The organism is Pantoea sp. X-Soil-OKNW-556 (assembly GCF_059730695.1).
This window is the reverse complement of record NZ_AP035992.1, coordinates 142,810-157,577: the sequence shown is the minus strand read 5'-3', so window position 1 is coordinate 157,577 and position 14,768 is coordinate 142,810. Positions and strand designations below refer to the sequence as shown.

At 52.7% G+C, this 14,768-nt stretch carries 13 protein-coding genes and 1 pseudogene; 8 read left to right on the top strand and 6 right to left on the bottom strand.

Going from position 1 to position 14,768, the window contains the following annotated elements; all coding sequences use genetic code 11:
• The first annotated feature begins 10 nt into the window (after nucleotides 1-10).
• From hisD to AC6I8T_RS24365, 4 genes are read left to right on the top strand one after another with little or no spacing between them, the layout of a single operon-like run.
• Nucleotides 11-1,339 (top strand): histidinol dehydrogenase, encoded by a 1,329-nt coding sequence (gene hisD / locus AC6I8T_RS24380; protein ID WP_497834627.1) that lies wholly within the window; start codon nucleotides 11-13, stop codon nucleotides 1,337-1,339.
• Entirely contained in the window at nucleotides 1,329-2,615 is a 1,287-nt protein-coding gene (locus AC6I8T_RS24375) for a hypothetical protein (protein WP_497834626.1), read from the top strand. The genes hisD and AC6I8T_RS24375 overlap by 11 nt, the downstream gene beginning before the upstream one ends.
• A gap of 9 nt (nucleotides 2,616-2,624) precedes the next feature.
• The gene (locus tag AC6I8T_RS24370; RefSeq protein ID WP_497834625.1) at nucleotides 2,625-3,590 is read left to right on the top strand and encodes a zinc-dependent alcohol dehydrogenase; all 966 of its coding nucleotides are present in this window, start codon (nucleotides 2,625-2,627) and stop codon (nucleotides 3,588-3,590) included.
• A complete protein-coding gene (locus AC6I8T_RS24365) occupies nucleotides 3,587-4,342 on the top strand; it encodes an SDR family NAD(P)-dependent oxidoreductase (RefSeq protein ID WP_497834624.1) in 756 nt (251 codons plus the stop codon). Before AC6I8T_RS24370 ends, AC6I8T_RS24365 begins: the two co-directional genes overlap by 4 nt.
• On the opposite strand, the gene AC6I8T_RS24360 is transcribed toward AC6I8T_RS24365, so the two are convergent.
• From AC6I8T_RS24360 to AC6I8T_RS24340, 5 genes and pseudogenes are all read right to left on the bottom strand, one after another.
• Nucleotides 4,283-5,455 carry a hypothetical protein gene (locus tag AC6I8T_RS24360; RefSeq protein ID WP_497834623.1) on the bottom strand — a complete coding sequence of 391 codons (1,173 nt, stop codon included), beginning with the start codon at nucleotides 5,453-5,455 and terminating at the stop codon, nucleotides 4,283-4,285. The two genes, AC6I8T_RS24365 and AC6I8T_RS24360, sit on opposite strands and share 60 nt — an antisense overlap.
• Before the next feature lie 510 nt (nucleotides 5,456-5,965).
• Nucleotides 5,966-6,674, bottom strand: a pseudogene (locus AC6I8T_RS24355) (ISNCY family transposase); the annotation flags it as partial.
• A 199-nt stretch (nucleotides 6,675-6,873) separates the two neighbouring features.
• Nucleotides 6,874-8,271 (bottom strand): ISNCY family transposase, encoded by a 1,398-nt coding sequence (locus AC6I8T_RS24350; protein WP_208725606.1) that lies wholly within the window; start codon nucleotides 8,269-8,271, stop codon nucleotides 6,874-6,876.
• 328 nt (nucleotides 8,272-8,599) lie between these two features.
• Nucleotides 8,600-8,893, bottom strand: coding sequence for a hypothetical protein (locus tag AC6I8T_RS24345; protein ID WP_497834622.1), 294 nt, complete (start codon nucleotides 8,891-8,893; stop codon nucleotides 8,600-8,602).
• Between the two features lie 201 nt (nucleotides 8,894-9,094).
• Nucleotides 9,095-9,640, bottom strand: coding sequence for a hypothetical protein (locus AC6I8T_RS24340; protein ID WP_497834621.1), 546 nt, complete (start codon nucleotides 9,638-9,640; stop codon nucleotides 9,095-9,097).
• Between the two features lie 357 nt (nucleotides 9,641-9,997).
• Here AC6I8T_RS24340 and AC6I8T_RS24335 point away from each other — a divergent pair, with 357 nt between their 5' ends.
• Together AC6I8T_RS24335 and AC6I8T_RS24330 are read left to right on the top strand one after the other, a co-directional pair.
• Nucleotides 9,998-11,284 carry a methyl-accepting chemotaxis protein gene (locus tag AC6I8T_RS24335; RefSeq protein WP_497831742.1) on the top strand — a complete coding sequence of 429 codons (1,287 nt, stop codon included), beginning with the start codon at nucleotides 9,998-10,000 and terminating at the stop codon, nucleotides 11,282-11,284.
• A gap of 80 nt (nucleotides 11,285-11,364) precedes the next feature.
• A complete protein-coding gene (locus tag AC6I8T_RS24330) occupies nucleotides 11,365-12,024 on the top strand; it encodes a DUF1345 domain-containing protein (protein WP_497834620.1) in 660 nt (219 codons plus the stop codon).
• Here the strand turns inward: AC6I8T_RS24330 and AC6I8T_RS24325 are convergent.
• On the bottom strand, nucleotides 12,021-12,329 hold the full coding sequence (locus tag AC6I8T_RS24325; protein ID WP_021185406.1) for a hypothetical protein: 309 nt from the start codon (nucleotides 12,327-12,329) through the stop codon (nucleotides 12,021-12,023). The genes AC6I8T_RS24330 and AC6I8T_RS24325 overlap by 4 nt on opposite strands.
• Nucleotides 12,330-12,668: 339 nt before the next feature.
• Between AC6I8T_RS24325 and AC6I8T_RS24320 the strand changes: the two genes are divergently transcribed.
• Both AC6I8T_RS24320 and AC6I8T_RS24315 read left to right on the top strand, forming a co-directional pair.
• The gene (locus AC6I8T_RS24320) at nucleotides 12,669-13,202 is read left to right on the top strand and encodes a hypothetical protein (protein ID WP_497834619.1); all 534 of its coding nucleotides are present in this window, start codon (nucleotides 12,669-12,671) and stop codon (nucleotides 13,200-13,202) included.
• Between the two features lie 212 nt (nucleotides 13,203-13,414).
• A complete protein-coding gene (locus AC6I8T_RS24315; protein ID WP_036627086.1) occupies nucleotides 13,415-14,710 on the top strand; it encodes a glycoside hydrolase family 10-like protein in 1,296 nt (431 codons plus the stop codon).
• The last annotated feature ends 58 nt before the right edge of the window (nucleotides 14,711-14,768 follow it).

Here is a 14,768-nt window from a genome sequence, read left to right as displayed (position 1 = left end):
GGAAACCACGATGTCCGTAACTTTTCACGATTTAACCCAGGCCGACACCCTGCCGGAGGCGCTTTTTAAACGCACCGAGTCTGATCTCTCGTTCTTTGCTGCGCGCGTCACGCCGATTATCGAGGCGGTAAAAAACGAAGGGGATGCGGCGCTAATCCGCTTCGCGCGTGAATTTGATGGGGTGCAACCGCAACATTTCTCGATTCGCGCTGAGCCTGAAGAGTTTGATGCCGCCTTTGCCCGAATGGACCCGGAGGTTATCGAGTCGATTCGTTTCTCGGTGGAGAACGTGCGTAAGTTTCATGAGGCGCAAAAACCGGAAGAGATGTGGCTGAAGGAGATGCAGCCAGGCGTGTTTGCGGGCGATCGCCACGTCCCGATCGATGCCGTCGCCTGCTACGTGCCACGGGGGAAAGGCTCGTTTCCCAGCGTGCTGATTATGACCACCATCCCGGCGGTGGTAGCGGGAGTACCGCGTCCGGTGGTGATCACGCCACCGGGACCAGATGGCAAAGTGGATGACGCCACGCTGGTCGCAGCAAAACTGGTTGGCATCACCGAAATTTATAAATGCGGCGGCGCACAGGGCGTAGCGGCCGTGGCGTATGGTACGGAGAGCGTGCCAAAGTGCCTGAAAATTGTCGGCCCCGGCAGCCCGTGGGTGGTGGCGGCGAAACGTCAACTGACACATCTGATTGATCCCGGCGTCCCGGCTGGTCCCAGCGAGAGCATCATTCTGGCGGATGGCAGCGTCGATGGCGCGCTGGCCGCGTTAGATTTGCTGATTGAATCCGAACATGGCCCGGATTCTTCGGCGTATCTGGTCACCTCGAGCCGCCGCGTGGCGGAAGAGGCGATTGCCGCGCTGCCCGGCTACTGGGCGCAGCAGAGCGAGAAACGCGCGGAGTTTTCCCAGGCGGTGCTGTGCGGCACACATGGCGGCGTGGTGCTGACCAAAGACTTCGCCACTGCGGTTGAATTCGTTAATCAGTACGCGCCGGAGCACCTGGAGATTCTGGCGCGTGAACCGCTGGCGGTCATGCCGCAGATTCGTAACGCCGGAGAAATCCTGCTTGGACAGCACACCCCGATAACCCTCGGTAACTTTGTACTCGGCCCGAATGCGGTGTTACCCACCAACGGTGCAGCGAAAACCGCCGGGCCACTGTCGGTGTTTGATTATATGAAACGTGTTTCGGTCGGCTATGTTACTTCGGCGGGTTACGATGCACTGGCAACCAAAGCCCATCGCTTCGCGCTGTATGAAGGATTCCCCGGTCATGCACTGGCGGTGTCCGACCTGCGTAAAACGCTGATGGGAGAGAAGGATGACCGCTGAACCACGGCAACCGTTGGCCGCGCAGGCGCGTACCCTGGCGCGCGCGGGTGACTGGCAGGGGGCGCAACAGAAACTCACCCAGTTGATCAGTGAGGTCACGGGGGGGACGGCCAGTGATGTGGCGATCAACCGCGATCAATACAGCCTCAATTCGCTGAACGGCCACGTTACCCTTGATGGCAGTCGCCGCCTGTTTTTCAAGTATCACCATGAAGAGAGCGAAGAACACACCATTGAAGAGTACTACCGTGCCGAATTGCTGCGCGAGCATGGTTTCGCGGTGGATGTCCCCTGCTACGCCTGCGGTGAGCCGGGACGACAGATTTTGCTCTACACCCTGCGTAACGATCGGCGACTGGCGGATGTCTGTCGGGAAATTGAGGCGGGGGACGATCCTGCGTTGCAGGCGGCGGTGATCACGGCACAGCAACACGCTGACCGCGATATTCTGCAAAAAACCCTGCCCACGCTGCAACGTGGCAGCGTAGATGAGGTAGTGGCGGAACCCATCCATCAGCTGTTCTGGCACCGGTTGATTTCACCGGATGCACCGGCCGGACTGGGCGGGCGCGGGCAGCGTTTTTACGTCGATAAAGAATTTATCCTCGCGGGCGAGACGCTGTCATGGCAAACCCTCAGCCAGTTGCAGTGGGAGATCAACGGGGTGCGCTACGCTCACAGCCTGCGTCAGTTGTTTCTCGAAGCCGGGCAACTGCTGGCCCCGGCAGCGTTGGCGCAGCATGGTGTGGTCGTGGCGCATGGCGATGCGCACAACGCCAATGTCTGGTATGACACCCAGGGCGACCAACCGCGGTTGGTCAGTTTCGATCCCGCCTTCGCCGGCAGCCATATTCCGGCATTGCTGGCGGAGGTGAAAGCCACCTTCCATAACATCTTTGCCCATCCGCTGTGGTTGTATGAACCCGGGCAAGCCGACGGGCGCTATCAGGCCACGGTGGCACGCCGTGGCGATACGTTGCATGTCAGCCACAACTGGCAACTGACGCCGTTGCGTGCTGCGTTCCTTGACAGCAAAGGGGAGAACTACTGGCGGCCGCTGCTGGCGAGGTTGCGTGAGAAAGGCTGGTTACCGGGTAACTGGCAGCGGGTGGTGCGGCTGGCGATGTTTTGTTGTCCGACGCTGGTACTGGACCTGCGGGCTGGCGGCGGCAGCGGGCATACGCCGTTGACCTCCTCGCTGGGACTGGCGCTGGCGGTGATGCTGGGGAGTGAAGGGGATGATGATTTCAATCGCTGGATCAATCAACTGGTGTAAGGAGACGGCATGAAAGCTGTGCGGTTAGCAGGCATTGAGCAGTTGAGCGTGGCGGAGGTTCCTGCCCCCACGCTGGCGCCAGGTCAGGTGCAGATCCGTGTGCTGGCAGCGGGAATTTGTGGTTCCGATTTACATAACTACCGTACCGGCAAATGGTTTGCCCATCTGCCGGTGACACCGGGCCATGAGTTGATGGGCGAGGTGATGGCTTGCGCCCCGGACGTCAGCGATTTTCGTCCGGGCGATCGGGTCGTGGCAGACTCCCGCGTCTGGTGCGGTGAGTGCCCGGCCTGTGCCCGGCAGCACTTCAACCTGTGCGAGAAGCTGGGCTTTGTCGGGGAAGTGTGCGATGGCGGCTTCGCCGAGCAAACCTTGTTACCGGCGCGCGGATTGCTTCGGGTGACAGACGATTTACCGCCGCAGATTGCAGTGCTCAGCGAACCGCTGGGCGTGGCGCTGCGGGTGGTGAACCAGTTGCAGCTTGCGCCTGGGGCGCGGGTGCGGGTCGCCGGGGGGGGCACCATCGGCGGGCTGGTCGCCTTGCTGCTGCACGAGGTGGCGCATTGCCAGGTGCAACTGGTTGAGCCGAACACCGAGCGTTTCCAGCGGCTGGCAAACCTGATTCCGTTGCAGCCACCCGGCCCGTTTGATTTTGCCGTGGAGGCCACCGGGATCAATGCGGTATTAAGCCAGCTGGTGGAAGAGATCAGCAGCGGGGGACGGGTTGCGCTGGTGGGGTTATTCCACCATTCAGCGGATTTCGATATGAACCGCCTGGTGGAGCGGGAAATCATCCTGGTGGGGTGTAGCGTGTTTCGTGATGAACAACGTCAGGCGCTGGCCTTGCTGCCACAGTTGGCGGATAAACTGGCGACGCTGGTCGCGCCTGCCATCGGCCTTGATGACGTGCCGGACATCTACCCACATTTGATTGCTGGTCGCAGCCCCTGGTTAAAAACGGTGATCACCCCATGAAAGGATTAGAACGATTCTCGCTCCAGGGAAAACGCGCGCTGGTGACAGGCAGCTCACGCGGCATAGGCTTTGCGCTGGCGTCGGGTCTGGCGCAGGCGGGCGCACAGGTCACGTTGTGTGGGCGCGATGCGGCCACGCTGGATAACGCGCTGATCGCGCTGCGTCAGATCGATCCACAAGCCGAAGCCTGGCCGCTGGATGTCTCACAACCACAGGCGATCCGCGATTTTTTTGCCCGCCTGCCGCCGTTTGATGTGGTGATCAACAACGCCGGGACTGAGCAACTGTGCCCGTCGCTCGACGTCGATGAAGCGCTGTGGCAACGCATCATGGATACCAACCTGAAAGGCGCGTTTTTCGTCGCTCAGGCTGCCGCACGCGGTATGGTGGGGCGCGGCGGGGCGATCCTTAATCTCTGTTCGCTGACCAGCGAAGTCGGTGTGCCCGGAGCGGCCGCCTATGGTGCCTCGAAATCGGGGCTGGCGGGGTTAACCCGCACGCTGGCAACGGAGTGGGCCGGGCAGGGGATTCGGGTAAATGGCCTCGGGCCAGGTTATTTCAGCACCGATCTGACCGCCGAATTCTATGAAGACAGCGTCTGGTGCACCGCGATGCTGCAAAAAATCCCGCTTGGCCGCTTTGGTGAACTGGATGATTTGGTTGGCACCGCCATTTTCCTCTGCTCCGATGCGTCAAAGTATCTCACCGGACAGGTAATCTATGTCGATGGTGGTTATCTCGCGGCGATTTGACACCACAGGAGTCGACGGGGTTGGATGATCGGCGCTATAGGTGAACAGCGGAAAACCCACCCCCAGCGTCAGGCCAACAGCGCCACTGGCTGCCAGGTCACCGCCGGGGATGGCAAAGGAGTTAGCAAAACCTGCCGTGAATAATGAGGCCCGGCCAGCGACCGGATCGGTAAAGGTGTCGCATACGCTTTGCCAGGTAACCTCCTCGGCGCAACGTGGATGCAAATCTATCCGCAGGTCTGGCTCGCCAGCGTACCAGGCTTTGATGTGGCGGGTGATTAACTCTTCTGCGGTTTCGCCGAGAAAATTCAGGCTGGTCACGGCAGCGATATTAGCCGTGACCGGGCCAAGCAGCGGTTCCAGCACATCGGCAAACTTTATCATCCCCAGACTGACGGCCGTTTGGTTGACGGCATACGCTGCCGCTGCGCTGAGAACAGCGCGAAAATCCACCTCTGAAGTGACATTGTCACGCAGTGGCAGAAAATATTGAATGAAATCCCGGATCGGGACATACACCACCACGGCAGAGATTAAGGGTGCCGCCGCCAGGGACAATCCGCCGCTGCATACCAACCCAATCATCGAGCCGCCTGCCAACAGGATGCTTCCCACACGCGCGCAAACGTTTTGTGTGGTCTGTCTTCCCTGATAACAATCCCAGGCCAGAGCTCCGCCCTGCATTACCAGAGATACCGTACCGCAGCCAACCGCCAATGCGCTGAGCGTGGCAGGTGCCACCGCCGGGAGCACCACGCGTCTGACCACTTCACGCACCCCGGTAGACACCGCAACCGAGGCCAGGCTACGTGCGGCAACATTACCGATATTGCTTAACAGATGAGAAGACTGAACAGCGGGCAGTTCAGTTTCCTGTTCTGGTATATCAATAACAATAAAGTCCTTGCCTCCGCTAGCTTGCGACTCGGTTAATGAACCGCTGATTTGGGCCGGAGATGAATACGATCGTTGCCGTGTAATCCTGGCACCAGAATATTGGGCGTCTGCGGTATTGGCCACGAAGGTCAATGAACGCAATTTAGAAGCATTATTGTCGGTCGCTGAGAAAACAACAGAGGCATGAGAGCTACGGGAACATGTGACCACAGACATTATGACATCCATTCTTATGATCGAGATAAGTGTGTATTGTTAAAGTAGGGTTAATTTAACGTTCGTGTCATATAAAAAACTTATTATGATAATAGGTGACATAACCCCATTTCTATTTCACCCGCGTCATCAGTGAAAATTTCACAGTGACACACAAGCTTAATTTTCCCTGGAAAAAAGTAACCATTTATGATTAATGCCTTGGCTCTCTCGATTTTTTTATGATTAATAGCACATATCTTATTGATAAATATTCGTTAATAACTAAATCATCAATATATACCTGGGAAGACTTCTAACCTAAAATCTAAAATTCTCACCGGCAGCTTAGATGCTGTTTACTCGCTTTTTATTGATGTGCTACGTCAGTGATCTGGCTGCGGTAATGTAATTTCACAGGATGTGAAAACCGATAAAGCGACTTATTAAGAAACGATAATGACTCAAATGGAATAATGAAGGATACATTTTCCAGATGTGCGTATTTATTATTAGGAATAGTGATGAAATCTGCAGCGTCTGGTTGGCGCGCTCCACGCGGCCTTTGGCCTGGCTGCTGTTGGCGCAGATGAGCTCTATGCTGAGGTCGCGCAGTGCACGGCCAAACTGTGTGGTACCGCTGCGGCGTGCGTCCGTACCGTTAACCCTGAAAACGGCGTGCCTGTCGCTGTAGAATGCGACGGGTTTTCCATGCAAATCAATATACTCCCGCGTTGCTGTCATATAATCGAATGCTGACTCCGAATCGCAGAAGCGCAGGTGCATCAGGCGGCCGGTGGCATCGTCAACGTACACGAGCAGGCAGCACTTCGCCGAGACAGTCGCGCCGGTGTCGTGGCTGATAAATGTGAGCCTGACGCCGTGAATGCGGCCGCCAGAGTCCGTCTGAGATCATCCAGTTGCGGACAGTCTCAACGGAAACCGGAATACCGTGTCGTTCAAGCAGCTTCTCGGTGGCCAGCGTTGGCCCAAAATCCGCGTAGTGTTGCCGGATGAGTTGCAGAGCGGCGCATCGTAAATCTTCGGGAATGCGGTTGTTGCCGGGACGTCCGCGGCGGGCAGAGACAATCGACGCCGCACCGTGTTCACGGTAACGCCGCAGAACACGCTGCACCTGACGAACCGTGAGTTCGAGAAGGCGTGCTGCTTCACGCTGCAGAAGAGTGTGGTCGTGAACGCGCTGAATGATGCCGAGCCGGTAAAGATCTTTATCTGTCATGGTCACCAACATAAAGTCTGCATCCTGAGCTGAGTCTGAGGAGATCTAAGGTTAGTTCAGGGACGACATCCGCATCTCCCATCCGCATCTCCCCGTACGACATTAGCGCTTTGGAGTAACAACATTGTGTTGAACCTAAGCACAGATGACCGGGTTCAGGCCAAGCTGAGTTGTCCGTTGTTCAGGTTAAACACAGGGTTTAACCGCCAAATATCTCTTTACCGCGCGTCTGTAAATCATTCACGGCTTCCAGTAAATCATCTTCGTTTATTGCCCGCTGCCGTTTTTTGTTCGGGTCTTTCTTCCCGACCCTCCGGCCCGGGCCTGTTCCGGCAGGAAGTGCCTGTGAGCGCGTGTTATCGCGCTTATCCTGCATCAGCTTAGCCACCGCCAGCGCGTGACCCAGCCGCTTATTATCAATGATGGCCCCCTGGTCAACTTCAGACAGGCGATCGTAAGCAGAGTAGGGAAGTACCGTTCCGTTACTTCTGAGTTCGACGTGACCGTCCGGATACTGCCAGGAGTCCAGATATTTACCGATGACACGGCGGCTCTGCTCATTATCTTCAAGCAGACAGAGCATCTTATCGTAACGTACCGTCAGCGATTTTGAGACCTTGCGCGGCTCACGCCAGGTAAAAATCGCCTCAAGATCGTCGTCTGCATCGAGAGGCCGGTGAACGTCAAAATCATGCCGGGGAGCCTTCGCAAAGCGGAGGTTGTAATCGGCCATGAACTCATCTGCGAAGGCATTGGCCGCATCCGGCGTGCTGATGCCGCGCAGACGCAGCTCTTTAACGAGGCGATCCTGCAATGTCAGATGGGCGCGTTCCACGCGTCCTTTGGCTGAGCTGGTGTTGGCGCAGATGCCGGTGATGTTGAGTTCGTTCATTGCACGTCCGAACTGAGTCTGTCCCTTACCGCCGGCCGCGTTTTTGTTGTTAATGCGGAAGATACTGGCTTTATCACTGTAAAACGCCAGCGGCTTGCCGTGCTGCTCCAGATAGCCGCGTGTGGCTTCAAAATAGGTAAACGTGGACTCTGATTTCACAAAATGGAGCTGCATCAGGCGGCTGGTCGCGTCATCGACGTAAACCAGCAGCGTGCAGGCCGGGCCACGGTTTTCAAACCAGCGGTGGTCACAGCCGTCGATCTGTATCAGTTCGCCGACACAGGCGCGTCGGCAGCGTGGCTGCTGGATCTTCGGTGCACGCAGTCTGCGGGGGATCCAGAGACCGGAAAGTATCATCAGCTTACGCACTGTCTCTTTGGATAACACCACGCCGTGAAGCTCGGCCAGTTTTTCGCAGGCCAGCGTCGGACCGAAGTCGGCATAACGTTCGCGGATGATCTGGATGGCATGTTCAGCAAGGCCTTCAGGCAGCTGATAGTTGCTGGGCTTGCCGCGCCGCCGGTCAGCCATGCCGAGCGGGCCGTCTTCGCGGTAACGCTGAAGCAGGCGGCGGCAGTGTCTGTCGGAGATCCCGAGGCGTTCTGCGGCAAGACGGGTAGTGAGCCGCCGGTCAATAACGTCCTGGATCATTTTAAGCCGGTTAACTTCGTTCATCGTAAAAAACTCCGCACCAGAAGCCGCCATATCAGGTTCCTCAGCAGGTAGCCCGAAGCGGCCAGGTTAGTTTAGCTCATAACGGCTAAGTCAGCTTTGCTTCTATACATTGATTTCGCATAATCATGATTATGTTAAATACGATATCCCGTTAATCCCGAAATACCACCTCTCCCGTAGCGGCGCGATTTATCGCGCAGGTTTTACGTCACCACTGCTGGATGATGCGCGATAAATCGCGCCGCTACGGAATAACCAGAACACACCTGGCAGCACTACGCAAAATCTCCCGCCCAATCCCCCTGCGTTTCTCTCAGAATTTACGTAACGACACTATTTTTTTGCAAGTCCTGTCACTTCATGTACCAGCAGCATTATCCGAAAAAGTTAAAAAAGCGTAATGCAACTCCATTGCTAATATTGATATTGTATCAGCATTATTAATTGTGACAGCTTTCTTGAAATCGACGTCCGTATGAAATTTACTAACGGCATCTTCCAGGCTTTTCTCTCCAGAAGCTTTAATAAAATCCATCTCCCGATTTTTATTGATGTGAGCGATATTGAGGCTTTTTGAAATCTCACTCGACATTTCGGATAAGTATTGCACCTCTTCTCTGCCTTCCTTATACACACCAGAGTAATCATGCACATACCAAAAATCATTACTGCCGAAAAGATGTGAAACTTCATGAATAAAAATTCTTGATTGCTTGTAAAGTGTTAAAGTGGAAAATTGATCTCCAATAAAGATCCGCTTAAGGAATTTAAATGCAGTGGCAAATTGAGGTGCATTACTATTGTTTGCAAAGGTAGTGATATTTTTACCATTTTCAGAAATATACTCTGATATCTACCCACTATATTGTTCGATATTTAACTTAACAAGGGAAATCAACTCTTTTCTTTCTTGTGAGTTTTTTGCCTTTAATCCCATGTTTTTCTCAACAATTACCAGCGCTTTCTTTTTATGCTTTCTTAGCATGTTTATTGCGTCATCGACGATATATAAGCTGTTACGCATTGATTCGTTTATAACTTTATTTAATTTATTTTGTTCCTCAATCCCTTCCGATAATATTTTCGCCTTACTGGATATGAATTCTTTAGTGCAATCACTCATCTCAATCTTAGCGGCAATCTTGTTTAGTCTTTCATTCTTATCAGATTTTTTATGCGAAGCACTGTGGAATAAAGTATTTTTGGCCTTAAAAAATGAATATTGCAATTCCTCATTGATTTTATTTGACTCTGATGACGACATGGACGCACGAGAGTTAGCAATTGAAGTGATAACCTTGTGCATTCTTGAAATATTTTTATAACTCAGCTTATGATCTCTCGTTATCTCCTGTGTCAGATGATGAAGTTGCGTGAGCGAACGGGTAATTGTGTTCATGGTCAGCATCCCTGTCTGGATTAAAATTGACTGGTTCTCCCTCAGCCAGAAAAGTAAGAACTTTCACTATAATCAATACTTATCACCACCAATGCCTCTAAAATTTTCATGAAGTTTCTGTGTTTTCTGCCGATACTGAAATGTGGGACGATGTTTTCAGTTTACTCTCAGTTCGTTTACACAACACCAGACAAAGGACGATCAACACATCCCGGCCTGCGCACTTTGCGCAGCAGAGACCCCTCTTTCGCCATGTCAGGCGGATGATCAAGTGTCCGGCAGGGAAAATCATGCGCAGCCGTCAGATTCGGCTCGCGATTTATTAATCGGGATAACGATAACCTCCTGGGGTGTCTTATGTTTGGTGTTAAAAAGTCGGGCTCTTTTTTGCATTTTTCCAGAGATGGTGGCATTGCGAAGGATATTGAGGCGATCAAACAACATGTGGCATGGATTGAGTTTTTGCCCGATGGCGAAATACTCAGCGCCAACCAGCAGTTTCTCGATGTTACCGGCTACAACCTGGGAGAAATCCAGGGCAAACATCACCGGATTTTCTGTAGCCCTGCTTACACCCACACGGCGGAATATCGCCACTTCTGGCAGAGGCTCGCCTCAGGTGAGTCAGTAACCGGTATTTTCGAACGCTTTAACCATCAGCATCAGCGATTTTATCTCAGCGCCACTTATTTTCCGGTCAGCGATGATAAAGGCAAGGTGTACAAGGTGATTAAAGTGGCAAGCGATATCACCGCGCGGCACCAGGAACTGGAGCAAAAAGAAGCGGTAATCACGGCGCTGGACCGCTCTATGGCCGTGATTGAATTCACTCCCGACGGCCATATTCTCACGGCTAACGACAATTTCCTTACGCATATGGGTTATACACTGCCGGAGATTATCGGCAAACATCACCGTTTGTTCTGCTATGACAATTTTTACCGTGAAAATCCGGACTTCTGGCAGAAAATCGCCAAGGGTCAGCACTTTGTCGGTCGCTTTGAACGTAAAACCGCCAGTGGTGAACGCATCTGGCTTGAAGCCAGCTACAACCCGGTATTCGACGCTGACGGCAAGGTCTACAAGGTGATCAAAATCGCCTCGGATATCACCGCTCGCGTCGAGGCAGCAAAACGGGTGGCAGACATCGCAGTAACCACTTCAGAACAGACATCACAAATTACCCATAACGCCAACGAGGTACTTGAAGAGACTGTCCGTAATTCCGGACTGGTGTCGGTGCAGGTTAACGCCGCCACTGAGATCGGCGCACAATTGAGCGCGTCAGCGAAAAGTATCAGCGAAGTGGTCGCCTCCATTAACCTGATTGCCTCACAAACCAATATCCTGGCGCTGAATGCCGCCATCGAATCGGCCAGAGCGGGAGAGGCCGGACGTGGATTTAGCGTTGTCGCAGGCGAGGTGCGGCGACTGGCGGCTTCTACCGCTACCGCCACACATAAAATCACCGAGGTCGTAGAGGAAAATGCACGGCTGATCCAGCAGATGTATCACCAACTGGATGAGGTTAAACATTTTGTGGTGTCGGAACAGGATAAAATCAGCGATTTGTCACGCAGCCTGCGAGAGATTAATCGCGGTGTGCACGAGTTTGTAAATGTAATTCATCGGCTGGATGTGTGATTGTCGGCGTGGAGGGACATTACGCTGCCCTCCACGCCTATAGTTAATCTATACGCTTATTTTGTCGGGCAAAAATAACAATGGATTTTTCTTTCCGAACTCACCTACGCACCCGATTGCGTTTTCTGGTTTCTATTGCCGCCGGGATACTGTGCTTTTTATTGCTTCCTGCCCAACTGGGTTATCTGCAACGGTTGTTGATCGGCTGGAATGTACTGGCGTGGCTGTATTTGATCCTCGTCTGGCTACGCATGCTTCGTACCGACGTGAAAGATATTCCGCAGATCGCCAGACAACAGGATGAGAGCGCGACATTGGTGCTAAGCCTGGTGACGCTGGGTTGTCTGGTCAGTCTGATGGCTATCCTTATCGAGCTGCCCTCGTTAAAACATCTTACCGGCACGCCTCGCGTGTTACATCTGCTGCTGACGGCCAGCACCCTGGTGGTTTCATGGGCTTTGTTACCAACATCGTTCGCCCTGCATTACGCCCATCATCACTATTTGCACCGAAGTCATAAGGTCACTCCGATGATCTTTCCGGAGAAACCGGACAATCCGGGATACTGGGATTTTCTCTATTTCTCCTTCACCATCGCCGTGGCAGCACAAACCGCCGATGTGGCTACCGGCACCACCGACATTCGCCAGATTGCGCTGCTTCAGTCGGTGATTTCGTTTGTCTTTAATCTGGCGATTCTTGGATTGTCGGTGAATGTTGGCGCGGGATTGTTGAGTTAACGTCGCCCTTTCATCACCGAGGCCGACCAGTTGAAGTCACTGACCTCACTGGCCGCCTGCGACTCCGGTTTTTTCTTTTTCAACGGTTTCTTTTTCGCTTTCTCTGCCAGCGCTTTCTCTTTCGCCTGCTTCAGCGCCATGATTTGCTGTCGTGCCTCGGCGGTGAATTCCTTCTCTTTTTTTACGTCCGGTTCCTTACCGGTGCGCTGGCGATACTTTTGCACCAATCCCCTTAGCACCTCGTCAACCGCCAACCGCTCCTCAGGATTGAATTGATCGATTGAAATCATTTTTTTATCGCTCATCGTATTTGTCCTTAATCTTGTCGTTGATGGACTACATTTCGTCTCGTTGCCGCCGCCTCATGTAGAAGTATTTTAATTGGTTGCCAAATGTAAAACCACCAGCCATTGTTCCCACTTGTATTTAATTATGATGTTTTTTTGATGAATACCTGATTATCCATTAAATACAATAAAATAGACATCAGTTGATGTCAGTCAGCTTTTTCCGCGCTTCGCATGTATTACTCACAGAGCGTGGCTAGAATCCTTCCTGCAATCTCGATCCGGGTTGCAAGCGTCCCTACCGACTCCGACAGTCGATGAGCCAAAACCAATGCATTGAATTGAGAGGTAAGAAATATGAGTCAGGACACTGTAATATGCACATTAAGATTTGTACTGGAATTACAAAGAGTCAATGACAACCCTAACTCTATAAATTATCTGGCATTTATCCATGAAGCCCAGGGGGTTTTTGTCACACCAACAAAAAAGACCTTTTGTAATATCTCCTGTCAAATTTATACCGGAAATGAAGAAGTCGATAGAGGGAATGCCAATTTCGCCAACTGGTTTAACAATCCTTTTTTTGCAAGATTTTATAACAGTGAGAAAAAAGCACAGGAGAATCTGCATTTGAATGACCCGACGAATGGGGATAAACCCCTTCCACTTGATCCTGAGCATAAATTAAAAATTGGCTTTGCGTCCAATATGCCGCAAACAGATCAAGAGTTATTCGTGAATGCGATAAAATATGAATTTGTCATCGAATGGGATGGCACTGATGGTACAGAAATCAGCGTTCTGCATAAAATATCTGATAACGACCCTAATCCAGGAAAAATAACAAAATTTGATAAACGCACCGTGACTACTCTGGCTTATGGTTAATAACTCACATCGTAATATACAAAAGAGTTACCGGCATGCCGGTAACTCCACCTCCTGCTCATGCCTCAGCCTGTACAAAGTGGGTATAAAACTGTGCGGAATTTGTCCATGTACGAAAAGCATTGCGCCCGGCTTGACTTTGATCGCCTAACTCAGAAAATGTCCTTTTTACAGGATCATCAGAATAACCGGAGCTTATCATCACCCTCTCGCTGAAAAGGAGTGGCTGGCTTGTCGCGGTCGCTTTGGCAGTTGCTGGCTGCACGTCACAACCGCCAAAATCACTGGTCACCCCGCTACCGACCGTTGCGCAGCCCCCTTTACCGACGAAACCGGTAACCGATCAGCAACCGATGCGCGGCGTCTGGTTGGCAACCGTTTCACGCCTTGACTGGCCGCCGGTCGCGTCGGTGAATGCCAGCAGTGCCGCCAGCCGCATCAGCCAGCAGCAAAAAGCGCTCACCGAAAAACTGGATAAGTTAAAGAGCCTGGGTATCAACACCGTATTTTTCCAGGTAAAACCGGATGGTACTGCGCTGTGGCCTTCTAAAATTTTGCCCTGGTCCGATATGCTGACCGGTAAGATCGGTGCCGACCCTGGTTATGATCCGCTGCAATTTATTCTGGACGAAGCGCATAAGCGTGGCATGAAAGTGCACGCCTGGTTTAACCCCTATCGCGTCTCAGTCAACACCAAGCCATCCACCGTGGCTGAACTGAACGCCACCCTGTCGCTTCATCCTGCCAGTGTGTTTGTGTTGCATCGTGACTGGATCCGTACTGCCGGCGATCGCTTTGTGCTTGACCCTGGCATACCCGCGGCACGCGACTGGATCACCAGTATTGTGGCGGAAGTGGTTAGCCATTATCCGGTCGATGGGGTGCAGTTTGATGATTATTTTTACGCGGAATCTCCGGGATCTGCCCTGAATGATAGCCAGACGTTCCGCCAATATGGTCAGGGATTTGCGTCCAAAGCCGACTGGCGACGTCACAATACGCAATTGTTGATCGAGCAGGTGTCTCGCACCATTAAACAGCTGAAACCCAGTGTCGAGTTTGGCGTCAGCCCGGCTGGCGTATGGCGCAACCTGTCGCATGATCCCTCCGGTTCCGATACCCGAGGTGCGGCAGCTTATGATGAGGCTTTTGCCGACACCCGTCAGTGGGTACAAATGGGCTTGCTGGATTATATTGCCCCGCAAATTTACTGGCCGTTCTCACGTCAGGCGGCGCGCTATGATGTGCTGGCAAACTGGTGGGCGAATGTGGTGAAACCGACACATACCCGCCTCTATATCGGCGTGGCATTGTATAAAGTGGGTGAACCCTCAAAGAGTGAACCTGACTGGACGGTCAACGGCGGTGTGCCGGAGTTGAAAAAACAGCTGGATTTAAATGAATCACTGCCGCAAATCAGCGGCACGATTCTGTTCAGAGAAAACTACCTTAATCAGCCGCAAACGCAGCAGGCGGTGAATTATCTGCGTAGCCGCTGGGGGAGTTAAGTTTTCTTGTACTTATATACGTACATATTTATGATCATACCAGGCCACATTCATTAAA

What these genes read in the sequence shown, in the direction of transcription:
- hisD (WP_497834627.1), top strand. Translation starts at nt 11, where the DNA reads ATGTCCGTAACTTTTCACGATTTAACCCAGGCCGACACCCTGCCGGAG.
- AC6I8T_RS24375 (WP_497834626.1), top strand. Translation starts at nt 1,329, where the DNA reads ATGACCGCTGAACCACGGCAACCGTTGGCCGCGCAGGCGCGTACCCTG.
- AC6I8T_RS24370 (WP_497834625.1), top strand. Translation starts at nt 2,625, where the DNA reads ATGAAAGCTGTGCGGTTAGCAGGCATTGAGCAGTTGAGCGTGGCGGAG.
- AC6I8T_RS24365 (WP_497834624.1), top strand. Translation starts at nt 3,587, where the DNA reads ATGAAAGGATTAGAACGATTCTCGCTCCAGGGAAAACGCGCGCTGGTG.
- AC6I8T_RS24360 (WP_497834623.1), bottom strand. Translation starts at nt 5,455, where the DNA reads ATGTCTGTGGTCACATGTTCCCGTAGCTCTCATGCCTCTGTTGTTTTC.
- AC6I8T_RS24350 (WP_208725606.1), bottom strand. Translation starts at nt 8,271, where the DNA reads ATGGCGGCTTCTGGTGCGGAGTTTTTTACGATGAACGAAGTTAACCGG.
- AC6I8T_RS24340 (WP_497834621.1), bottom strand. Translation starts at nt 9,640, where the DNA reads ATGAACACAATTACCCGTTCGCTCACGCAACTTCATCATCTGACACAG.
- AC6I8T_RS24335 (WP_497831742.1), top strand. Translation starts at nt 9,998, where the DNA reads ATGTTTGGTGTTAAAAAGTCGGGCTCTTTTTTGCATTTTTCCAGAGAT.
- AC6I8T_RS24330 (WP_497834620.1), top strand. Translation starts at nt 11,365, where the DNA reads ATGGATTTTTCTTTCCGAACTCACCTACGCACCCGATTGCGTTTTCTG.
- AC6I8T_RS24325 (WP_021185406.1), bottom strand. Translation starts at nt 12,329, where the DNA reads ATGAGCGATAAAAAAATGATTTCAATCGATCAATTCAATCCTGAGGAG.
- AC6I8T_RS24320 (WP_497834619.1), top strand. Translation starts at nt 12,669, where the DNA reads ATGAGTCAGGACACTGTAATATGCACATTAAGATTTGTACTGGAATTA.